Origin of the sequence: Paenibacillus sp. FSL R5-0713, assembly GCF_037973325.1 — a bacterium.
Classification (GTDB): domain Bacteria; phylum Bacillota; class Bacilli; order Paenibacillales; family Paenibacillaceae; genus Paenibacillus.
Genome location: NZ_CP150229.1, coordinates 3,366,038 through 3,388,317, shown reverse-complemented (window position 1 = coordinate 3,388,317; position 22,280 = coordinate 3,366,038). Strand labels below are relative to the sequence as shown.

Genomic DNA, 22,280 nt, shown 5'->3' with positions numbered 1-22,280 from the left:
GTAAATATGAGTATAATCGACGAGCTTTCGGAGTATGTCACGCTTCGCATGAGCTCTTATCTGGAACAAACGCATGACAGTCATTGGATTGAACATAAGTCACATTCCGATTACGATCTGTGGTTCATTACATCAGGTTCTGTCAAGATTACCATCGCTGGAGTCGAGCATATGGCGGCCACGGGGGACGTCGTGTTTTTTTATCCGGATATGCCCTACACTGCTTCCACGACAGGAGAGCTTTGCCGGTTCATATACATACACTTTGATTTCAGCATCGCTGATCAAAAACGGATTCTTGGCGAGTTTCAGCTCCCTGGCATCGTACCTGGTAACCTGATTCAGGAGGAATCAACGCTGTTCACCTCGTCCTACCGAAGGTTTAAGCAGAGTAGCGGCGCTACCGGAAGTCCACTTTACATGAAAGCCGCTCTTCTTCTCGTGATCGCCAAAATTTTCGAATTACATGGGCAAGGCTTCTATCACGGTGAATTTTTGAAAGACCGAAAACCGAGGAAAATTGAAGCGAGTCTGGAAGTTCTACAGAACGTATTCCCATACGTGGATGCGAATTTGCATCGTGCCATTCGAGTGAATGAACTTGCTGTTATTGCTGGCGTCTCTGAGAAATATTTTATTTCTTTGTTCAAAAAAATTCTCGGTATCACACCGGGGCAGTACATTAATCAAATCAAAATGAATCGGGCCAGAGATTATCTGTACGAGAAAAAATATACGATCCAGCAAATTGCCGCATTTCTGGGCTATCCCGACCCCTTTACGTTCTCCAAAGCATTCAAAAAATTCTACAATGTGCCTCCTTCCAAATTCGAGTAGCAAATGTAGACAAAAAAAGAGGCAACCTGTCAATCCGGCTGCCTCTATACCTTGGTAAATCATTAGAATCATTGGTTATTCATGGTTTAATTAGGATCTAGATCCTTCAGCGCTCCTCATATTCAAAAGGTGCTTCACTCGAATAGATATCATGGAAAAAACCCTTAAATGGTATATCCTCTTCCAGACATTTAATGAGATATAACAGAACCTCGTCATCTTCTTCTGGTTCTTCACCTTCGCGTTGCGCCACCTCAAAATGATCCAAAATATTCTCCAGAAGGCTGACTTGAATAAATAAAGGCAGCTTCTCCAGCATGACAGCAGAGATTTGGGTTTCTGATGTGTATCCAGAGAGCGCGGTTTGGAAATACTCATCCATGAACTGTTTACGTTTGTCTGCATCAGCTTCAAATTGAACCCAACCGACTCCGTTCATCCACAGACTTGCGAGGTCAAACATGTACCAGCCCAAACAGGAATTGTCGAAATCATATACCGTGATTTGTCCCGTATCAAAATCAATCGAATAATTCCCGTCATTATAATCAAAATGGATCATGCCAAACGTCTCCTGAGTCGAACTCAATTCTTTTACCGCTTGGAGAAGTTCCACCATTTTGCTTCTGAGCAGAGAGAATGACTTAGGGACCAACCTTTCGATACGCTCCGTATTATATCTGTCCACAAAATGATGCCGACGATGAACGGGTACATAGCTTTTGGATAGCTGATGCATTTTGCCCAGGACTTTACCGCTATTATAATAGTATTCGGTAAGCGGAACCCCTTCACGATACTGATAATGGTTCTCTACCAGCAACATCCCCTTTGCCTTATTAAACAGGCTTACAAAGAACTTATGCTCAGCATAAGTGATCTCATCCAGCAGATGGCCATTCTTGGAATTCATTACATTCGAAACACTGGCTCCATGATCAAATAAATACCGTACATACTCCAGTTCGGCAATGTAATCTTCACGCTTTCTGTCAGGCAAAAAAGACACTCGTAGAATTAGCGATTCACATCCCTCTTGCTCACAGGTGTATACGACATTCCGTCCTCCCTCATGAGGAGGAATAAGCTGAATATTGTACCCCTCCAGATGAAACAACTCGGTTACCACCGACAGTACATGTGTATTGCTAATGTTAACAACCTCGTTAAATTTAATAATGATCTCCTCCAGTAAACATTGTTGGGACGGTTTCCCGTACTGCAATGTTCACAAAAGGAATCTCTGTAACGCAAATATCCTTTTGTGAACCTAAAGCACAATCACCTTGTTAGACATTGAATTCACTCCTTTTGTTTTAATATCGCAATTCTACATAATTATTCCTAATCTTACTAGTGCAAAATAAAGACCGCCCATGTGGGCGGCGTGTAAGAATTTTTATGATTACAGGGTTTCTCCGTTCGTTTCAATAACTTGTTTGTACCAGTAGAAGGAATCCTTGCGGGTCCTTTCCAATGAACCGTGTCCTGCATTGTCCTGATCCACGTAGATAAATCCGTAACGTTTACCCATCTCTGAGGTTGAACAGCTAATGATATCTATAGGTCCCCAGCTCGTGAATCCCATCAATTCTACACCGTCAGCGACAGCTTCTTTCATCTGCTCAATGTGGCTGCGCAAGTAATTGATGCGATAAGGGTCATGCACTGTTCCATCCTCTTTCAGTGTGTCGGTAGCACCCAGGCCGTTCTCAACGATGAAGAGCGGCATCCGGTAACGATCATACAATCGGTTCAGCGCGACGCGAAGACCAATTGGATCGATAGGCCATCCCCATTCGGTAGCTTTCAGATGAGGGTTTTTGATCTGACTTACCAGCATACCCGAGTTGCTGTTGTCATTCGGGTCATATTTTCCGATATACGTCATGTAATAACTGAAAGCAATAAAGTCCACGGTATTGTCCCGAATAATGGCATCGTCGTCAGGAGCTTTAACCAGTTCAATGCCGTTTTCCTCAAAATATCTTTGCATATAGGATGGATATTCGCCTCTTGCCTGCACCTCTGGGTAGAACAGGTTCATCTGATCTTCCTTCATCGTCTGCAACACATCTTCCGGTTTACTAGAAGCAGCATACGTTTCCAGACGACAGATCATGCAGCCAATCTGAGCATTTGGCATCTTCTCTTTACCACTTTTGACAGCCAGTGAGCTTGCTACAAATTGATGATGAGTTGCCTGATAGGCTACCTGCTCCGGTGTCCCTTTAATTTTATCTTCCAGAATGCCGCCGCCAGTGTACAGACTTGTCAGCATCATATTCATTTCATTGAAGGTAATCCAGTATTTCACTTTATCTTTGTAACGGTCAAACAGCGTGTTGGCAAATTTCAGATACAGATCGATCATCTCACGGCTTTCCCAACCGTTGTATTTACGGGTTAATTCTACGGGCATTTCGTAGTGTGAGATCGTTACGAGCGGTTCAATCCCGTATTTCAGCAGCTCGTCCAGTACGTTGTCATAGAATGCCAGACCAGCTTCATTAGGAGCTTCCTCCTCTCCTGTCGGGAAGATGCGTGTCCACGCGATGGAAAGTCGGAATACCTTGAATCCCATCTCTGCAAACAGTGCGATGTCTTCTTGATAGCGATGATAGAAATCTACGCCATTCCGTTTGGGGAAATAGACGCCTGAGTTACCACTTAGATATTGTTCTAGCTGAACCGAATCCACGTCGAAAGTGAAATCTTTCCCGTTACGCTCTTCATGAGGGATATAAGGCGCCATATCTGAAGTAGAAAGTCCTTTGCCATCTGCGTCATAGGCCCCTTCGAGCTGATTGGCCGCGGTAGCTCCGCCCCATAAGAATCCTTCAGGAAATGAGTGTTTAATTGTTTTTGTCATGTGGTTTCTCTCCTTTTTTGGGTGAGTACAAAGTTGTTTTATATTGCTCGTAAGTCCTTTTAAAAAAAGTACGCCTTCATACAGCTGTTAGCGAACAGTGAGGAGAAGCAATTCATTCATCGGAATCACCCCCTTCACCTGAACCGGTACCACATCAAGGTAATCTGGTGTATTGGTTACGATGACCGGTGTGACCGGATTAACCCCAGCATCCCGGATGCCATCCAGGTCGAACGCCAACAGCAGATCACCCTTCTTCACTTCTTGTCCTGTAGTAACCTTCACGTCAAAAAATTTCCCTTTGAGCGACACACTGTTCAATCCAACGTGAATAAGAATTTCAATCCCGCTCGTCGACGTTAACATGACCGCATGTTTGCTTTTGGCAACCATGGTGACGATCCCGTCAAATGGGGCTGTCACGCGTCCTTCTTGCGGAAGAATGGCAATACCTTTTCCGGTCATCTCCTCAGCAAAGGTTTTGTCCGGTAGAGATGCAAGCGGCACGACTTCACCAGTGAGCGGGCTGAATACTTCGCCTTTCTTTTCCTCAATTGAATGTACGGTTACAGCTCTTGCCTCTTCATCAGTCACAACAGTGGTGGTGGCTTGATGCGGCTGGGATAGATGCTGAGATGAACCGGATACCACATTACTATGTGTGTTCTGCTCATCCCACTTGAGCAGTAAAGTCAGTATGAATGAAACGGTAAAGCTGATGCCGATACCGATCAGAGCATACCAGAAGTTAGACATGCCTCCGCCTGGGCCAATATATAACGGAAGGGCCAGCAGTCCCGGCACGGCAAAGCCAAAGCACTTCAAACCAACTGCAGTAATAAACCCGCCGCCAGCGGCCCCACCGATCAGTGAAGCATAGAATGGTTTTTTCAACTTCAGTGTTACCCCGTACAATGCTGGCTCGGTGATGCCGAGCAAGGCAGAGATGCCGCTAGATAAGGCTATGGACTTCATGGACTTGTCTTTTGTTTTGAGAAACACGGCCGCCACGGCACCCGCCTGACTCATATTGGTCACAAGGTTGATCGGCAACAAAAGCACGTCATATCCAAGTTTGCTCAAATTCTGCAACGTACCCGGGAAAAACGCATAGTGCATGCCTGTCATGACGATCAATGGCATTAATCCACCAAGAACAATTCCCGTTAACGGACCTGAATGAGCAAAAAGCCAGGAGGTACCCATTTCTAGATAGATACCGATGTAGTTCCCGAGTGGCCCAATGGCAATGAGCAGAATGGGAACCGTGATGACTAATACAATCATCGAGGTGAAGATCACTTTGACTGGGCCAGGAATGAATCGATCCACCCAGCGATGAACATAACTCAGAAGCCACACACCCAAAATGATTGGAATGACAGACTGGGTATAATTCACAATGGACACGGGCAGTGAGAGAAAACGTATCGGCTCCAGCTGATTTGCCAAATATGCATTCAGGATGGTTGGATACAATAATGTACCCGCGAGGGTCAAGGCAATATATTCATTGACTTTGAACTTTCGAGCAGACGAGACAGCAAGCAGAAAAGGTAAAAAGTAAAAGGCTGCATTCCCTATAGATGACAGAATCTGATACTCTCCACTTGTCTCCTGGATTGCTCCGAGTGTAACCAGCAAAGCCAGAATACCCTTCAGCATACCTGTACCTATGATGGCAGGAAGGATGGGAGTGAAGATACCCGAGATGGTATCCAATACAGCATTAATGCCTTTGGAACGTGGAGCACCTGCTTCGGGTTGCGGCTTGCCATCCGGTTTCAGTTGAACCTCAATCTCTTCATACACGGCCGCGACCTTATTTCCGATGACGACTTGAAACTGGTCACTCTGAAATTGGGCTCCGAGCACACCGTCCAATGCTCTGATCTGCTCAAGCTGAACCTTGTCTTCATCACGAACATTGAATCGTAGCCGTGTGATGCAATGCCAGGCTTGCGTTATGTTCCCTTGCCCTCCTGTTAAGTGAATGATTTCTTTCGACAACTCCCGATGATTCATGCTGCTTCCTCCTTTTTTGGGCGAAAAAAAACCAAATGCCAACCCGGCTCGCCGTAGATAGCGGAGTCGGAAACATTTGGTGGTGCCTGATCGAATCAGTAACACTCCATATTCATAATCATGTGGTATAGCTCCAAGCTGGTTGTATTGAGATCAACCCGTGTCGGAACGGGATGTCACTCTCTCGATGTGAATCATGAGGTATACCATCTCATCGGGAGTAATTGCGAATCCGCGCTGCTGCTCCATCTCTTCCTTTATCTTAAGTGCGCACTGGAAGCTGGACGGATATCGCTCCGACAATACGTCATACAGAAACTGCTGATCCTTGAAGGAAAGCACTTCCCTGTTCAATTGTCGAACGATGAAATATCGGAGATGGGTAACGAAACGGGAAAAATCAGTGGTTTCCTGATCCAGTGTCATTCCAAAATGATCCGTCATGATATCTAATATGTCATTAATCATCTGGGTTATCTTGATCGTTTGATTCATACTGCCGGAATCAAACTGCGAATTCACAAAATGAAGAGCGATGGAGCTTGCCTCTGTTGATGGCAAACTTACCTCAAAAGCTTCGTTAATTAGCTCGATGGCATAGGCTCCGATGCGGTATTCCACAGGATACAGATTGCGGATATCCCAGTGAAGCGGATTCTGCACGTCCACACCGCTCTTGAAGCGATCCAGCGCAAAGTGAATGTGATCAGCCAGGGTGAGCAGAATGGAATCATTCAACTTTTTACCGATTTGGTTCCGGCCATGCTCAATGATTTGATCGGTGACGTTAATGACTTGCAGCGGGATATCATTAAAAAATTGCTCCAATCGCTGGTATTTGTCATCTGAGCCGATTCGAAATGTTTTTTGAATCTGCTCCCGTTCAATCCATTGTCCTTTCACTTTTTTGAACCCAACTCCGGTCCCGATCACAATGACTTCGTAGCCTTCGGCATCTTCTGCCAGAGCGATGTTGTTGTTTAACGATTTTTTGAACCTCATGATGTTCTCACCCCCAATATGCAAAAAGCACCACCATGGTCCAGAGCACAAGTCAAACAAACTTGTGAAATCCAGACTGTGGTGGTGCCTGATCGAATCAGTGACACTCCTTATTTAGCTGTATCTTATACCACCCATGTAATCGTTGTCAATACCAATACTATGGAATTTACATGCAATTCGTCTATGTGTGCTTTGTCTTATTAAATTGACATAAAAGAAGGAATTTTATACATCAATAGGCGTAGATTCCCTTGCATCCTCGTAATAGTATCGAATCAAAATGTCCTGATCGTAGTTACCGAACCCTTTCCCGAAAAGTGTCAGACCACCACGCCCGGGCACCCCTTCTTCCGGCCTTAATGCAAACGTCCAGTAGGTCGATGAATCGAGTTGCAGATCGTGGATACACACATCCGAGATACGCTGGCCATCCATAAACGTTCCTTCTCTGTTAATACGAAGTACCTTCAGAACACCATACTGGTTAACGTCCAATTTCCACCACAGCGGTGTATGCTTGCCTTTCCGATCCCCAAAGTCCCCGGGGCTTGTCCATGTTCCCAGGTGTTTTCCATTAAGCGAGAAACGGATGTCGGAAGGCCAGTTTTCATTAACTTGAGGTGCTTCCGAACTGAGTTCGAGTGAAATCTCAATCTCTTGGAGATGCTGTTCTGTATTCAGATAATTAGGGACTTTATATTCCAAGAACCCGCGTGCCAACCAGAGTATACCCGCATTAACCCGATCCGGGTCCATAAAGCACGCCGGCGTATCATATTGCCCAATCATTTGTGTTGTTGTTGCAATTCCACAGGTGGGCCAGGCTTCGTAATCCGTGTAGTGACCAACTGGAATAGATACTTCATGATACGGAGCATCAACGGGTTCAGGAGAGAGATTGATCGTCATGAATTCTTGCAGAATAAAGCAGTATTTATATGTGCCCCCATTCTCCCGCTTCATGCGACTGCCTACAATCCCGGCTTTTTGCAGCTTGCTCACATGAGTACTCACGATGGCTTTGCTCAGATACAGTTCTTTGGCCAGCGCATTAATGTGCATTTCTCTGTTCTGCAATAATAAGCGAACGATATTTAGACGGGCCTCGCTTGCGAGGGCCTCGTAAATGATTAAGGACGCGGCATCCGTGCCAAGCATCATGAACTTCACTCCCATATCTCTATAAAATCCATTATATTTAGTGATTTAGGATTCGTTTTTTAGCGAACCCTATAAAATGAACTTGCTCAATATAATAGCATTATGATACACATTAGATAACAAATCAATGAGTTGATTTTGCTTTTATGCGAATTCAACGTGAAATAAAGTCCATGACGCACCTAAAATTAATTCTATGGAGGTTTTCCCATTGCTTACATCCAAAATGCTTATCGATAAAGACTTTCAGATTGCTGAAGTAGATCCACGTGTCTATGGTTCATTTATAGAACATCTGGGACGGGCCGTGTACGGCGGTATTTATGATCCAGGTCACCCTACTGCGAATGCTCAAGGTTTCCGTCAGGATGCTATTGAAGCGATCAAAGCGCTGAATGTACCTATCGTTCGTTACCCAGGTGGCAATTTCGTATCCGGTTACAACTGGGAAGATGGTGTGGGCCCGGTAGCCGAGCGCAAACGCAGACTTGAACTCGCATGGTGGACGATTGAAACGAATGCGGTAGGTACGAATGAATTTGCAGATTGGGCCAAACTGGTTGGAACCGAAGTGATGATGGCTGTAAATCTGGGTACTCGCGGTATTGATGCGGCCAGAAACCTGATTGAATACTGCAACCACCCATCCGGCACATATTGGAGTGATCTGCGTATCTCTCACGGTTACAAGGACCCGCATAAATTCAAAACCTGGTGTCTTGGCAACGAAATGGATGGCCCTTGGCAGATTGGTGCAATGACTGCATATGAATACGGTCGTATTGCGAACGAAACAGCAAAAGCGATGAAATGGGTTGATCCAGAGATTGAACTCGTTGCATGTGGCAGCTCCAGCCGTGACATGAAGACATTTGCAGATTGGGAAGCAACTGTACTCGATCTCACCTATGAAAATGTAGACTACTTGTCCCTGCATCAGTATTACAATAACAACAAAGACAACACGTATGACTTCCTGGCAACATCGCTGGATCTGGATCAATTTATTGATAGTGTGGCTTCGATCTGTGATTTTGTACAAGCCAAAAAACGCAGTAAAAAGAAATTGATGCTGTCCCTGGATGAATGGAATGTCTGGAAATCCATTGGCACAAGTCGTATGGAAGAACGCTGGCAGATTGCTCCTCCTGAATTTGAAGATGTATACACGCATGAAGATGCACTAGCCGTGGGTTGTTACCTGATTACCATTCTCAAGCACGCCGACCGTGTAAAAATGGCTTGTCTTGCTCAGTTGATTAACACCATTGCACCAATCATGACGGAAAATAACGGAGCGATCTGGTTCCAGACGACATATTTCCCGTTCATGCATGCATCCAACTTCGGTCGTGGTACAGTGTTGCGTTCCATCACTACTTCACCTAAATATGATTCCAAAGACTTTACAGATGTTCCTTATCTCGAAGCAATCAGTGTGCATGATGAAGAGAATGGCACGATCACGATCTTTGCGGTGAACAGACATCTGGATGAGAAATTGGAACTGAATGTGGATCTGCGTTCCTTCGGAGAAACCACATTTGTGGAGCATATCGTATTGGAGAACAACGACTTAAAAGCAACCAATACCAAGGAAAACCCACGCAACGTTCTTCCTCACAACGGCGGGCACACAACCGTAGATCAAGGTAAAGTGCAAGCTGTACTGAACAAAGCGTCGTGGAACGTCATTCGTCTTAAAACAAAACAGGCTTAATCAGAGCGGAATAGAATATTCTCCTACTCTGCAACATCAGCATTGTTTTTCGCACCACGTGCATCTCCCTGCGCGCGGTGCTTTTTGCTGCATAAGGGTAGTCGGCCGAACTACATGGTATCAAAGATAAATGTTAGACGCGTATTGAAAATCGCAGTATTTATTCCTCGCAACGAAGGAATTTTACAATCACAGGGAGTCTTATTTAACCCGATTCGGGCGACTTTTAATGGCTTAATATTGACCCGAATAAGGTTTCTGAGGTTCGTTAGCACTGAGCAAGTATGCGGAATCGAGTTGGTTCAAACCTCATATACAGCATAAGCAAATAAGCCACCCTCCGTTTGGCTTACGGAGAGCAGCTTGTAGTTAAGCATCTAACTGAGAAGACAATAACAGATCAGAAAGAGATCAGATCACTCAACATACTAGCAATCCTTCCTTCCCAAATGCAACGAAGGTTGTGTTCTATTTCACTATTTCACGATTTTCATTTCAAGTATTATCCTCGTTGTGCTTCCTCTTCACCTTCGGCTTCTGCCGCAGCCTGGCTTGCTGGAGTCATCAGCCCTTGAACCGCCCCCATAAATGGCTGAATCTGCTTAATCATGCCATACCCCATTTTGACCACAGGTGTAAACCGCTGGATCATGCCAAACAACCGCATACCACCGCCTAACATACCTCCAATCGAGCCTGCACCGCCAAGTCCGCCAAAGCCACCACCTAACAATGAACCTAACATAGGCATGAATGATGATACCTGAGCTTGCCGAGAGATTGAACGAGAAGACATCGACCGAGATCGTACCTGCGACTTACGAGTATTGTTCGTCCGTTTACGCTTTCGAGAGGTTACTGTTTTTCTTGTAGCCTCTGCTTTAGGTTTACTTTTGCGAGCACTTCCTTCAGATGAGGGTGCTGAGATTGCGGCCTGAGTAAGCTTTCCGCCTCCGGTAATCACTACCCCTGCGTGATTGACACCAGAGATGTACCCGACGTACGTTTCGCCGTTAAGAAGAGTCACGCAGACTGGACGATCTTTGAGCCGTTTTGCCTTGACGTGTATTTCATTGGTCTTAACCATGGAATTCACCTCACTTGACTTGATCTACTTTAGTCTACGCAATGGGTGGACGACTTGCCTGTGCGAATAACACAACCGTGTGCCGAAGCAGGAATATTCTGTTAAGGATAATGTGCTACTACAGATTTCTTGTTTTTTCTCAGATATGCTTAATATACATCTCATTCAAAATATAACCCACATGATATGTGTCCTCTGCCAATTCAGATTTCACATAGGATGCAACATCACTCTTTTCGATATTGTACATGACCTCCATTTCTTTAGAAAAAAGAAGGCGTCCCTCATTGATTTTCTGCTGCAACGAGGGTATCTGTTTTGGTTTCAGATCAACACCCAAGACCTGCTGAAGTGCTTGCACATATGTTTCAAGAGAACGTGCTCCGACAATTTTCATCCCTTGGTTCTCTTCATTTACAATGATAATGGATGGGAAACCTCTAACTCCCAAACTGGCGACACGCTCAAAGTCTTCCTCTAATAAATCTTGTGCAGATTGCTGTGCAGCCGCCTCAACCACTTCTTTTCCATTCAAACCCAGTTGATTGACGATATCCGTCAGCACATCATCTTCTCCAATATTTTGATTAAATGCAAACACGGCTTCACGCGCACGTCTTAAAAATTCATGCTCTTTACCAAGGTGTGTACTCTGAATGACCTTAAATACGCGAGATGGCGGATAGGAAGAAAGTATTGGATTATCGTGCCAAAGGGAACCATCAATGGGCATACGTGAATGTTCCCCCACTTCCCTCCAATGCCCTGCAACGTCTGAAGGTTTCTGAATTCCGTTAGCGCCATCCGAGAAACCGTTCCAGTTAGCCAGTAGCCCACCCATTTTGATTTCCAACGTAAAATAATGACCGTATTCCTCAACAAACCGATGAAGCACCGGCTCTAGCGCCCAGCAGTGAGAGCAAATCGGATCTGTTGCGTAATAAATGGTTACCTTTTTCCCAACGTGATTCAGATTAATTTCTTGCATAGCCTCTTCTTCGCTCACACCACATATGCCGGTTTCCAGATCACACATCATAGATTCGTTACTCACATGTATCCCGCCTTTAACTTTATGAATTGATTTCCTTGTGTTAGTTTGATTATAATGTCTACAATCTTCTGAACAAGTACGATTCTTTTTCTGACTTAGTATCAAAAAGTATACTATTGGAGGGTATCAAGTGAAATACGAGTTTAATTTCGATCAGTTATGTCCAGCGACTTATGCATTTCAGGTCATTGGAGGCAAGTGGAATCTTCCGATCCTGGCAATCCTCAGTGAAAATGACTGTATACGTTACAATGAATTAAAAAGAAGATTACCTGGCATTACCGGAACGATGCTAACGAACTGTTTGAAGGATTTGATTCATTCCGGTATCGTGCATCGGGAGCAATATAACGAGATACCACCGAGAGTGGAATATTCACTCACCGAATCAGGCAAGGAATTGGTTCCTTTAATTGAATCCATGGTCATGTGGGGTCAGAAACATATGACAGCAGGTGTGAAAGAACAAGATATGTAACACCTCACTTTGGTGGGCCTTGCCTTATGTAACCCCTTAGTCTAGGGGCATTTTCGAATTGATCAGTACACTTTGTTCAACGGCAAAAAAGGCTATCTCACTGGACCATCACGTCCTTAGAAATAGCCTTTCCTTATATAAATAAAAGACTTCCGCTTGTTTATGCATCACTTCATATTCATTCTCGGCTTCGATGTGTTAGACACGACTAACCATACAGTTCCTCATCTTCCTCATTTCCTAAATACATAACCGTGGGTTCTCCCCCAACCAATCTAAGAATCTGCTTTCGTAATTTTGAAGGAAATAAAGGTAGTTCGTTTATATTTTTAATTTCGAGCCATTCATATTCCACTTGATTTTCGTCACTTGGCAGAATAGAACTATCTGTGTCCATCAAACCTATGTACTCGCACAAAAAAACAAAATCTACACGATGAAGAGCTTCACCGTATACCCCTTCAATAACGAATTCCAATGATAACGGTTCTACCTCTACTCTGATTTCTTCTCCGACTTCACGCTTCACAGCGTCGGTCAATGTCTCCCCTGCATTCTGGCTCCCGCCCGGCAGGATATAGATCACTTCATCATGATCATCCTGCTTCATTGCAAGCATCCTTCCATCGTTGATGATCAATGCTTTTGCAGAATTTCGAATCTTTCTTTCCATTGTTAATCCCCCATATATGTCTGTGAAGAATATTTTAACACATACATCTAAACAAATTCTGAACAATCAACTTAGCTCACGCTTGGCGACCTGGATGAAAGCAGCGATGGATGGAGATATCCATTTTTCTCGATGCCAAAGCATTTGTGCAGAAAACGATATATCTGTTAAATCCCAAGGCAATGCAACCAGTTCCCCTTCGCTTAACTCTTGTTTCAAAGCCATTTCAGGCAATAAAGCGATCCCGAGACCTGCCACTGCGCATTGTTTAATGGCTTCTACACTATGAAACTCCAGCTCTGTCAGCACATCTGCGCCTTTCTTCAGAAGAGATTGTTCAAAATAAGCACGATAAGAACAGTTCTTTTCGGTCAGCAAAAAATGCTGTTTGTGAAAGTCATCGATAACTAACGCGGAACGCGATGCTAACATATGATCGGGTGAAACCACCATTTGAAAGGTTTCGTTCTTCAAAAACGTGGAGTGAAGATCTTTGGCACCCACGTGCTCATCCAATACAAAAACGACATCCGTATGCCCTTCCCTCAGACTTGATTTAAGCTCTTGACCAGACAACGGGCGGAACAATAATCGCACACCAGGATAGTCCGCTCGGAAACGTTTGAACAAGGCTGGAAGAAGATAAGCACACAGCACTTCGTCCGCTCCAATAACTACCGTTCCCGCCAATTCCCCGTGTTGACTAGATATGCACTTCGCTTCCTCTACATCGTTTAAGATTTTAGTGGCGTACGGCAGGAATTGCTGCCCAGCATCTGTTAATACAACCTTTTTACCTAATCGATCCAGCAATTTCACGCCCAACTCTTCTTCAAGCGATTTGATTTGCATGGTTATGGTAGACGGGACATAACTCAATAATTCAGCAGTTTGATGAAAGCTGCAAGTCGATGCAAGGGTCCAAAAGGTTTTTAGCTGTCGTATTTCCATGAATCCAAAACCTCCTTTGTTCAAAATAAATGAATGTTATATTCAACAACGTTTCGTTGAATTGATGATAGACGTATTGTAGAGTGAAATCAAGTTATCACTACTTTTATAAGGAGAATCCATCCATGAACGATTATGAAACATATCACCTTGGCAATACATTACTTCAATCGGGACAACAGCTCCCTCAAGCTTTTATTGCATACAAGACTTATGGAACCTTAAATCTGGCAAAAGACAATGTTATTGTCGTTCCAACATGGTTTGCTGGACTTCACACAGATAATGAATGGTTAATTGGAGTGAACAAGGCACTGGACCCCAGTCGGTATTTTATCGTTGTGCCCAATATGTTGGGTAACGGATTATCGTCGTCTCCGAGCAATACCCCTGCCCCATTTGATAGAGAGAACTTTCCTCTCATCTCCATGTATGACAATGTGCGTGCCCAACATCAACTCATCACTGAGAAATTCGGTATCTCCAAAATTAAACTCGTTGTTGGCTGGTCTCTGGGAGCCATGCAGGTGTTTCAGTGGGGCACGAGTTATCCGGAGATGGTCGAACGAATTGCCCCCTTTGGCGGAACAGCAAAAAGCAGACCCCATACACAGTTGGTATTCGAAGCAATGATCGCAGCGTTACAGGCAGATTCCAATTTTAAAAATGGCAGATATGAGCTCCCTCCGGTTGCTGGTCTCGCTGCAATGGGGAGAGTTTATGCTCCATGGGGGTTTTCGCAGGCGTATTATTTGGAGAAATTGCATCAATCTGAAGGTTACGATACCTTGAAGTCTTATGTTGAAGATTACTGGGACCAGGTGTTTCTATCCTTTGATGCTAACGACTTAATCACCATGCTTCGTACAGGAATATATGGAGACATTAGTGATAATCCCACAGATGATCGCAACTTTGAACAGGCATTGCGTAAGATCACATCTCCTGCCCTCGTTATGCCTGGGTCCAGTGACTTGTTTTTTACACCAGAAGACAGTGCGTATGATGTTCAACATATGCCGAATGCTGTTTTTCAGCCCATTGAGTCCAAGTGGGGACACTGCTTCGGGATTGGAGCTAACGAAGTGGATTCACTCCTTATCGATCGTCATCTAAAGCAATTTTTGGAGACATGAGTAAAAAAAGAAGGCGTATAGAGTAAAAAAAGTGCACTACGCTTATTTAGCTTTTCTTCGCTACAACTCAAAAGTAAAAAAACGTATGGGTTCTCGTCAATAACCTTTATATCCCCTTTCCCCTTTCTCGTTTAGAATATTTTCAAGAAAGCATTATTGAAATATGACTGATAAGGGGGAAAAGAAATGAACAAGAAAACGAAAGCTTTACTCTTGTCTGTGTGCATGTCAACCTTATTACTTGCTGCCTGTAGCAGTGGAAGCGGTGCCGAGAAAGATCCAACGACGAACCCGGATTCCAACGAGGGTGGAACGACAACCATTCACACCGTAACGTCAGAATACTCTTCTGCCAAATATCCAAAGGGCGATGATATCACCAACAATGTGTGGATTAAGCGATACAAAGAGAAGTTTAATATCGATGTCAAAACAGACTGGGTCAGCGATGAATATGATACCAAATTGAATTTGGCTATCGCATCGAACGATCTTCCTGACGTATTCAGAGTTAATCCATCACAACTGAGACAGCTGGTCGAAGCAGATATGGTCATGGACCTCTCCGAAGTATTTGATCAACACGCTTCGGATCGTCTCAAAGGTTACATGGAAGCAGATGCGGACAGTTACGAGTCTGGAAAGAAGGACGGCAAGCTGTACGGGATACCGCAGATGCATTGGGGATTAATTGAACAACCAGACTTCATCTGGATTCGGAACGACTGGAAAGAAGAATTGGGACTCCAGGATCCAAAATCTGTGGAAGACATCAAGAATATTGCACTGAAATTCATGGAAAAGCATGGCGGTTACGGCATAGCAGTAGACCAATCGTTGGACTACCTCAACCTGCTCGCGATCGCATGGAATGCGCATCCGGACCTGTGGATGGAAGATGCCAGTGGAAAACTCGTATACGGATCTGTACAGCCTGAGATGAAGAATGCGCTGGCGGAGTGGTCGGAATGGTACAAGCGAGGCATTATTGATCCGGAATTTGCAATAAAAGACTTCAACGCGATGAACGCGGACATTGTCGCCGGCAAAGTGGGAATGCAGCCTTATTACCAATGGTGGGGTTATAATCCGGGTGTCGATACCGTATCCAATCTGGGTAAGGACGCCATCTTCTACCCTTATATCATCCCTACCGTTGATGGGAAGGAAGCCACACAATCCATCTTTTTCGCCAACAACAATTATATTGTCATGAAGAAGGGATTCAAGAACCCCGAGAAAGTAATCCAGATTTTGAACGACTATGCTTATATCGTGGATGAAGGCAATGGCAAGGAATCTACAGAAACGCTATCTGCCTTGCTGGATAACGATATTGCCCATGTTGTTGGAGCCTTCCGTGTACTTAACCCCAATTCCGATTACGAGCAATTCGAGGCGGTGTCGGCTGCCCTTGAATCCAAGGATACCAGTGGACTCACGACTTCGGGTATGTGGCAAAAATATAATAACAGTGTTGAATTCATGGAGAACGCAACCCCTGGTGCAGTCGGTGATTATTTGCAACAAGGTGCTCCCAAAAATGCATATGGCCTAGCCAAAAAAGTACTCGACAGCGAAAACTATACGAAGACAGCCTTATGGGGTGTTACACCAGAGATCCTGTCAAGCTATGGAACAACCTTGGATGATATCCTGACAGAGGGCTTTACCAAGATCATTATGGGAAGTGAAAGTATCGATTATTTCGATGTGATTGTCCAGAATTGGCGTGCAGCCGGAGGCGATGATGCAACCCAGGCAGTCAATGAGGCATACGGGGCAAAATAATCTCGTTCATAAAGAGGGGATGAGGGTGATCTCACCCCTCTATTTGATAGCGATTACATTTCCCGCACGATGAACGGAGGAATATGAATGTTGAGAAAATGGAAACAGCAGAGTCCTTACCATCTCATGTTGATCCCAAGCCTGGTCTTGGTCTTCATCTTTAGTTACATTCCTTTCTACGGACTTATTATCGCGTTTCAGAAATACAATCCGGGACTCGGCTTCAACTCGCCTTGGGTGGGATGGGATAATTTTACGCACGTATTCAATCAGCCGAACTTCGTAAGAACCATCTGGAATACACTGTACATGTCTGTCTTCAAGATTATCGGCGGGATAATCGTGCCCGTTATTTTCGCATTACTCCTTAACGAAGTCCTGCACAGTGGAATCAAACGTACATTTCAAACGCTTGTATATATTCCAAATTTCCTCTCTTGGGTCATTATGGCTGGCATCATGCTGGACATACTGAGCTCTGACGGTATTATCAATACCTTTTTAGGCGTATTCGGGATTGCACCGATCTCTTTTCTTGGCACCCCCTCTATATTTCCCTGGACGATGATTGTAAGTGACATATGGAAAGGCTTTGGTTTTGGCACGGTTGTTTATTTGGCAGCACTGACCAGTATTGATCCAGGACTCTACGAGGCCGCAGTAATTGACGGCGCCAAACGCTGGAAGCAAACCATCTATATTACCTTGCCTCTCCTCATGCCAACGATTGTCTTAATGACTGTGCTGTCGTTAGGAAATGTACTGAATGCCGGCTTTGACCAGATCTATAATCTCTACTCCCCTGTTGTCTATCAGACCGGTGATATTATTGATACCTATGTATATCGGTTGGGAATTCAACAGGCTCAATATTCGATCGGAACCGCTGTCGGGTTATTCAAATCCATCATTTCCAGTGTTCTCGTTGCTGTATCGTACATTCTGGCTTACAGAGTGGCTGGCTATCGTATCTTCTAAGAAGGAGGAGGAACTCACATTATGATCCATGATAAAAGTATGAGCAGACGTGTATTTCTTATCTTAAACTACACTATATTGCTTCTAATTTCTCTCTTATGTATCCTGCCGTTTATTAACCTGTTGGCTGTTTCATTCAGCAGCAGCGCAGCTGTATCTGCGGGGAGTGTTACATTCTGGCCTGTTGAATTTACGACAAAAGCCTATGAATTTGCGTTAACGGGAGGGTCGTTTTTCTCCTCTCTCTGGGTGGCCATCCAACGAACCGTTCTCGGAACATTGGTGAATCTGGTTCTGATCGTACTCACGGCCTATCCCCTCTCCAAATCCAAACAAAAATTAATGGGGCGCAACATCTATATGGGATTTTTCATTGTAACCATGTTATTCAGTGGAGGATTAATTCCAACCTATCTCGTGGTGGTCAAAATGGGACTAATCGATTCCATATGGTCTTTGATCCTGCCTGGGGCTCTCCCCGTATTCAGTATGATTATCCTCATGAATTTCATTAGAGGGTTGCCCGAGGAGATTGAAGAATCAGCCATTATCGATGGTGCTGGTCCAGTACAGGTATTGCTTCGGATTCTGCTCCCACTTCTTAAGCCCGCTCTCGCAACCGTTGGTTTGTTCAGTATCGTTGCCCACTGGAATTCGTGGTTCGATGGCATTATTTATATGAACAATCCAGCCAATTATCCATTACAAAGCTACCTGCAGACCCTTCTGCAAAGTTTTGAGCAAATCATGCTGAAATCCGGCTCGGATTATACGCAGCTATTATCCATGATGAACGCCAGAACGGGACGCGCAGCTCAAATGTTCTTGGGAGCCATTCCGATTTTACTCGTGTATCCGTTCCTACAGAAATACTTTACCAAAGGTTTGGTGCTAGGAAGCGTCAAGGGGTAAACCAAAGGGCTTGCAGTTCATACTGCAAGCCCTTTGGTTCTATCTAAACTCTGAAATGGCAGGCAGCAAAATGGAGAACTTGGTACCTTCACCTACTATACTCTCCACCTGTATTCCATAAGGTTTCCCAAAATGAAGTTGAATTCGTCGCTGCACATTATGCAGTCCAATTCCATTGGTTCCTGTACCTGCACCGGACTTTTCTTCCATGAGGTTCTGCATCGTATGTTGATCCATACCCACGCCATTATCGCAGATTTCAATGACAACTTCATCCATTCGCAGTTGAATCCGAATGGTGATGATTCCGTCTTCCTCTAGCTCGGCCAGGCCATGAAAAATTGCATTCTCCACAATGGGCTGCAGGATCATTTTGGGCATCCGATAATCCAACACTCTATCCTCAATTTCATATCTCATCTGAATACAATCATAGTACCTGACATTCTGGATCGTTACATAATTGGCTATATTATCGAGTTCCTCACGAATCGTTACGAGGGTTCCATCAGATTTTGTGGCATAGCGGAGCATCGAGATTAGGGCATCAGTCATATCCACGATTTTGTCAGCTTGTTGCATCGAGGCGATCCATTTCACCGACCCAAGGGTATTATATAGAAAATGAGGCTTGATCTGGTCATGGAGCGCACGCATCTCGGCCTTGGCTTTTTCTATCTCTTCTTGCTGCATCCGTTCGACCAACCGCTTCAACTCGTGAGACATTCTATTAAATCGAATGGATAAGTGTCCAATCTCGTCTCTTGAGCCAATAGGTTCAACTTGTTCAAACTGACCTTTCTCAACTAACGCGATATTCCGTAGCAGTTTTTTAATGGGCGTTGTGATCACGTGAGATAGAAAGATGGATATGACGGCAGCAAAAAGAACAATGACTATGGCGAGCGTCACCAGATTACGGCCCAATATTTTGCCATCCGCAGTCAACTCATCCAAAGGCATATATAAGTAAGTTGTCCATTTTTGCTGACTAAGGGGACTGGTCACCACGACATTGAATGTTTCAGGTGGACGCACGTTGTCCCTGAACAATGTCCCAATTAATCGTTCGTTCACGTTATATACGATTTTGTCATCCTCATCAACGATCATGAATCTGGAGCGTAACCCTTCCTGCAAATTTCGATTGACAATCTCGATGAATTTGATATCAATACTGACAACGATTACACCAAGCAGCTCTCCACTAGACACATCATGAATTTTGCGAGCGTGTGACACTGCCAGTATTTTATTCTCCAATTGCTCGTCGATTCGTGTTGTGAGGGTAATGGTTCGATCATTATCATGCATGAACTTTTTAAACCATAATTCATTCGCTACTTTGTAGTTCGGATCAATGGGTTGATGCGGACTGACAAAAAGGTCCTGTCCCCCGTTCATATTGTAGAGGTAGATGGAGAATACACGATCTTTCATCATGATATAATTCATCAGAATGTTGTATGCGGCAATCTCATGCTGTTCGTCACCCGTTCGCAGGAAATCCTGGATCGGAAAACTTCCTTCATGAGTGGCTGACAGATTGTCACTAAGACCATTGCTGGCCAGCAATGAAATTTTCTCAATCTCCTTGAGGAACTCGTCAATGCGAATATTCGTCTGTTTGGCTAGATCATTGAGCAGCGTTGTATAGTTCTGTGCCAATAACCGCTCTGAGGAGTAATACGAATTGATCGTCATCACCAATACCGGAAGGATAATGACGGTCATACAGATCACCATAATTTTGTACTTGATTCGGAAAGGCCGAACATGCTTCATATGCTGCACCTCTATTCACCGATTACATATTCATCCCTGCTGTAACTCTCGATATTCCTCAGGGGTGACACCTACCGATTTTTTGAAAATCTTACTGAAGTACGTGTAATTATGGTAGCCTACCTTTTCTGCGATTTCATACACTCTCATTCCTCTGCTCGATAGATACGTTTTAGCGTGTTCAATGCGAACTCGGGTCAAATACGTGATAAAGTTCTCTCCTCGTTCCTGCTTGAACACCCGGCTTAAATACGACGGATTAACACTGATTTGGCTTGCGATGCCTTGCAAGGAAATATCCTCAGCATAATACTTGTCGATCAATTCAGTGGCCAGATCGGTGTAGGTGCTTTCCTGTTTATTTTGGGAATCGGTTTGGAAGTAATACGCAATATGGGCAAGCATATCTTGGTGAATATCCTCCCAATACTCCCCCTTTAGAACGATTTCATATGGCGATTTTTCCGTTAAAGAAGCTGTACCTCTTTCCGTAGCTCGGGAAAGATGGGAATGTATCATTTCCAGTACCAGGATATATTGCTTGCGAATGCTATTCTCATCCGCTCGTAGCTGCTCCAGATTAAATCGGATTCCTTCGAGGAACTCTTTCGCTTTATTGTTGTCTTTGCTTACCCATAACTTCAACAAATCTCGTTCTTGTTGCGGGCTTAAAGCCCCCTTAATTTCCTGTCGATCTGGGGATTCGACCATATACTCGTAATACAATACCTTGTTGCTACCTGTGAAGAACCCATGTTGTAGAGCCATTTCCGCCTCTTGGCAGGCCTTCTTAATGTGAGGGAAGCCCGAAACCATCGTACTTACACCTGCGGTGAGGGACAGATTCATAAAGTCTTTGATGGAAGACAGCAGTTTGTTACATAGTTTATTTATATCGGTGTGTACAGATTGGCTCTCAGGATGTACATTGACGATCACCCAATAGTCAGAAGAACTTTCAACAAAAATCTCCTTCTCCCACTTCGAGGGAATAATCTCTTCCATAATATTAAGAATTGAAAATCGGAGTAGCTTTTCCCCCTTCTCAACATATTTCCTCTTTGCGTCCTCGTAATAGTTCACGATGAACTTGATGACAACCAGCTGGTCCGAATGGATACGAAAATGCAGTTCTTCTGCTCTGGAGACGATGTCCTCTCCACTTATGAATCCGCTTACAATATCTTGAAAAAAACTATCCTTTAGATATCTTAGATTCTTGGAATAATCCTGCGCGATAGAGGGTGGATTGGTTGGATGAACATGTTCACTTTGCAGTTTCTGTCCAACCGTGCTCAGGAGCTCAATAAGGGAGGATTCGGTGATCTCGCTTTTAATCAAGTAATCTGTAGCGCCAAGTTTCAGTGCCTCTTTCACATAATGAAATTCGTCAAAATTACTCAGGATGACATACTTACAGGTTTTTAGTGAGCCGGAGGCCTCTTGTATAAGCTGCAGTCCATCCATAACCGGCATCTTGATATCTGTAATAATTAGGTCCGGCATTACATCAAGTGCCAGGCTCAATGCCTCTTTACCATTTCCAGCTTCACCAACAACATGGAAATTGTACTCTTCCCAATTCAGCATAGAACGAATTCCAACCCGCATGAGCAATTCATCATCGACGATCATCAGTTTATACATGCGTATCCCCCAACATGAACCATTTTTAGATATTTTACCATTAAACGGACTCCTGCGAAGGAGTCTAACGAACCTTCTTGGATTATGGTTTTCATAAATATCACTTTTTCGGAACGTATGTTCCCGAAAAAGAATACATGGGAATATCATGTAAAGCCATATTTGTAT

The 22,280-nt window shown here is 44.2% G+C and carries 18 protein-coding genes; 7 read left to right on the top strand and 11 right to left on the bottom strand.

The genetic code is table 11. The features are described from left to right. Positions 1-6 precede the first annotated feature (6 nt). Positions 7-837, top strand: coding sequence for an AraC family transcriptional regulator (locus MKZ12_RS15145; RefSeq protein WP_339242773.1), 831 nt, complete (start codon positions 7-9; stop codon positions 835-837). Between the two features lie 106 nt (positions 838-943). On the opposite strand, the gene MKZ12_RS15140 is transcribed toward MKZ12_RS15145, so the two are convergent. From MKZ12_RS15140 to MKZ12_RS15120, 5 genes are all read right to left on the bottom strand, one after another. Further along, entirely contained in the window at positions 944-1,966 is a 1,023-nt protein-coding gene (locus MKZ12_RS15140; protein WP_339261429.1) for a phosphotransferase, read from the bottom strand. Between the two features lie 276 nt (positions 1,967-2,242). Beyond that, entirely contained in the window at positions 2,243-3,709 is a 1,467-nt protein-coding gene (locus MKZ12_RS15135) for a family 1 glycosylhydrolase (RefSeq protein WP_339261256.1), read from the bottom strand. Positions 3,710-3,796: 87 nt separating this feature from the next. Beyond that, positions 3,797-5,734, bottom strand: a complete 1,938-nt coding sequence (locus MKZ12_RS15130; RefSeq protein WP_339261254.1) for a beta-glucoside-specific PTS transporter subunit IIABC — start codon at positions 5,732-5,734, stop codon at positions 3,797-3,799. Positions 5,735-5,887: 153 nt separating this feature from the next. Continuing rightward, positions 5,888-6,736, bottom strand: a complete 849-nt coding sequence (locus MKZ12_RS15125; RefSeq protein ID WP_339261252.1) for a PRD domain-containing protein — start codon at positions 6,734-6,736, stop codon at positions 5,888-5,890. Between the two features lie 228 nt (positions 6,737-6,964). Continuing rightward, a complete protein-coding gene (locus MKZ12_RS15120; protein ID WP_339242764.1) occupies positions 6,965-7,900 on the bottom strand; it encodes an ArsR family transcriptional regulator in 936 nt (311 codons plus the stop codon). A 226-nt stretch (positions 7,901-8,126) separates the two neighbouring features. Here MKZ12_RS15120 and MKZ12_RS15115 point away from each other — a divergent pair, with 226 nt between their 5' ends. Next, positions 8,127-9,620 carry an alpha-N-arabinofuranosidase gene (locus MKZ12_RS15115; protein WP_339243079.1) on the top strand — a complete coding sequence of 498 codons (1,494 nt, stop codon included), beginning with the start codon at positions 8,127-8,129 and terminating at the stop codon, positions 9,618-9,620. 502 nt (positions 9,621-10,122) lie between these two features. On the opposite strand, the gene MKZ12_RS15110 is transcribed toward MKZ12_RS15115, so the two are convergent. Together MKZ12_RS15110 and MKZ12_RS15105 are read right to left on the bottom strand one after the other, a co-directional pair. After that, positions 10,123-10,707, bottom strand: coding sequence for a hypothetical protein (locus MKZ12_RS15110; protein ID WP_339261250.1), 585 nt, complete (start codon positions 10,705-10,707; stop codon positions 10,123-10,125). A 139-nt stretch (positions 10,708-10,846) separates the two neighbouring features. Then, positions 10,847-11,761 (bottom strand): DsbA family protein, encoded by a 915-nt coding sequence (locus MKZ12_RS15105; RefSeq protein WP_339261248.1) that lies wholly within the window; start codon positions 11,759-11,761, stop codon positions 10,847-10,849. Between the two features lie 130 nt (positions 11,762-11,891). Here MKZ12_RS15105 and MKZ12_RS15100 point away from each other — a divergent pair, with 130 nt between their 5' ends. After that, on the top strand, positions 11,892-12,239 hold the full coding sequence (locus MKZ12_RS15100; protein WP_339242759.1) for a helix-turn-helix domain-containing protein: 348 nt from the start codon (positions 11,892-11,894) through the stop codon (positions 12,237-12,239). A gap of 208 nt (positions 12,240-12,447) precedes the next feature. Here MKZ12_RS15100 and MKZ12_RS15095 read toward each other — a convergent pair whose 3' ends face one another. Together MKZ12_RS15095 and MKZ12_RS15090 are read right to left on the bottom strand one after the other, a co-directional pair. Next, on the bottom strand, positions 12,448-12,912 hold the full coding sequence (locus MKZ12_RS15095) for an NUDIX domain-containing protein (RefSeq protein ID WP_339242757.1): 465 nt from the start codon (positions 12,910-12,912) through the stop codon (positions 12,448-12,450). A gap of 66 nt (positions 12,913-12,978) precedes the next feature. Continuing rightward, positions 12,979-13,863, bottom strand: a complete 885-nt coding sequence (locus MKZ12_RS15090) for a LysR family transcriptional regulator (RefSeq protein ID WP_339261246.1) — start codon at positions 13,861-13,863, stop codon at positions 12,979-12,981. A 125-nt stretch (positions 13,864-13,988) separates the two neighbouring features. Here MKZ12_RS15090 and MKZ12_RS15085 point away from each other — a divergent pair, with 125 nt between their 5' ends. From MKZ12_RS15085 to MKZ12_RS15070, 4 genes are all read left to right on the top strand, one after another. Continuing rightward, complete coding sequence (locus MKZ12_RS15085; protein WP_339261244.1) at positions 13,989-14,999, top strand: alpha/beta fold hydrolase; 1,011 nt, start codon at positions 13,989-13,991, stop codon at positions 14,997-14,999. Positions 15,000-15,185: 186 nt separating this feature from the next. Then, the gene (locus MKZ12_RS15080; RefSeq protein ID WP_339261242.1) at positions 15,186-16,790 is read left to right on the top strand and encodes a hypothetical protein; all 1,605 of its coding nucleotides are present in this window, start codon (positions 15,186-15,188) and stop codon (positions 16,788-16,790) included. Positions 16,791-16,877: 87 nt separating this feature from the next. After that, positions 16,878-17,768: an ABC transporter permease subunit gene (locus tag MKZ12_RS15075; protein ID WP_339242751.1), complete on the top strand. Its 891-nt coding sequence runs from the start codon at positions 16,878-16,880 to the stop codon at positions 17,766-17,768. Positions 17,769-17,789: 21 nt separating this feature from the next. Continuing rightward, entirely contained in the window at positions 17,790-18,680 is an 891-nt protein-coding gene (locus tag MKZ12_RS15070; RefSeq protein ID WP_339242749.1) for a carbohydrate ABC transporter permease, read from the top strand. Between the two features lie 39 nt (positions 18,681-18,719). Here MKZ12_RS15070 and MKZ12_RS15065 read toward each other — a convergent pair whose 3' ends face one another. After that, the gene (locus MKZ12_RS15065) at positions 18,720-20,465 is read right to left on the bottom strand and encodes a sensor histidine kinase (RefSeq protein WP_339261240.1); all 1,746 of its coding nucleotides are present in this window, start codon (positions 20,463-20,465) and stop codon (positions 18,720-18,722) included. A 30-nt stretch (positions 20,466-20,495) separates the two neighbouring features. Beyond that, the gene (locus MKZ12_RS15060; protein ID WP_339261238.1) at positions 20,496-22,112 is read right to left on the bottom strand and encodes a helix-turn-helix domain-containing protein; all 1,617 of its coding nucleotides are present in this window, start codon (positions 22,110-22,112) and stop codon (positions 20,496-20,498) included. Between the last annotated feature and the right edge of the window lie 168 nt (positions 22,113-22,280).

What these genes read in the sequence shown, in the direction of transcription:
- MKZ12_RS15145 (WP_339242773.1), top strand. Translation starts at nt 7, where the DNA reads ATGAGTATAATCGACGAGCTTTCGGAGTATGTCACGCTTCGCATGAGC.
- MKZ12_RS15135 (WP_339261256.1), bottom strand. Translation starts at nt 3,709, where the DNA reads ATGACAAAAACAATTAAACACTCATTTCCTGAAGGATTCTTATGGGGC.
- MKZ12_RS15130 (WP_339261254.1), bottom strand. Translation starts at nt 5,734, where the DNA reads ATGAATCATCGGGAGTTGTCGAAAGAAATCATTCACTTAACAGGAGGG.
- MKZ12_RS15125 (WP_339261252.1), bottom strand. Translation starts at nt 6,736, where the DNA reads ATGAGGTTCAAAAAATCGTTAAACAACAACATCGCTCTGGCAGAAGAT.
- MKZ12_RS15120 (WP_339242764.1), bottom strand. Translation starts at nt 7,900, where the DNA reads ATGATGCTTGGCACGGATGCCGCGTCCTTAATCATTTACGAGGCCCTC.
- MKZ12_RS15115 (WP_339243079.1), top strand. Translation starts at nt 8,127, where the DNA reads ATGCTTATCGATAAAGACTTTCAGATTGCTGAAGTAGATCCACGTGTC.
- MKZ12_RS15110 (WP_339261250.1), bottom strand. Translation starts at nt 10,707, where the DNA reads ATGGTTAAGACCAATGAAATACACGTCAAGGCAAAACGGCTCAAAGAT.
- MKZ12_RS15095 (WP_339242757.1), bottom strand. Translation starts at nt 12,912, where the DNA reads ATGGAAAGAAAGATTCGAAATTCTGCAAAAGCATTGATCATCAACGAT.
- MKZ12_RS15090 (WP_339261246.1), bottom strand. Translation starts at nt 13,863, where the DNA reads ATGGAAATACGACAGCTAAAAACCTTTTGGACCCTTGCATCGACTTGC.
- MKZ12_RS15085 (WP_339261244.1), top strand. Translation starts at nt 13,989, where the DNA reads ATGAACGATTATGAAACATATCACCTTGGCAATACATTACTTCAATCG.
- MKZ12_RS15080 (WP_339261242.1), top strand. Translation starts at nt 15,186, where the DNA reads ATGAACAAGAAAACGAAAGCTTTACTCTTGTCTGTGTGCATGTCAACC.
- MKZ12_RS15075 (WP_339242751.1), top strand. Translation starts at nt 16,878, where the DNA reads ATGTTGAGAAAATGGAAACAGCAGAGTCCTTACCATCTCATGTTGATC.
- MKZ12_RS15070 (WP_339242749.1), top strand. Translation starts at nt 17,790, where the DNA reads ATGATCCATGATAAAAGTATGAGCAGACGTGTATTTCTTATCTTAAAC.
- MKZ12_RS15065 (WP_339261240.1), bottom strand. Translation starts at nt 20,465, where the DNA reads ATGAAGCATGTTCGGCCTTTCCGAATCAAGTACAAAATTATGGTGATC.
- MKZ12_RS15060 (WP_339261238.1), bottom strand. Translation starts at nt 22,112, where the DNA reads ATGTATAAACTGATGATCGTCGATGATGAATTGCTCATGCGGGTTGGA.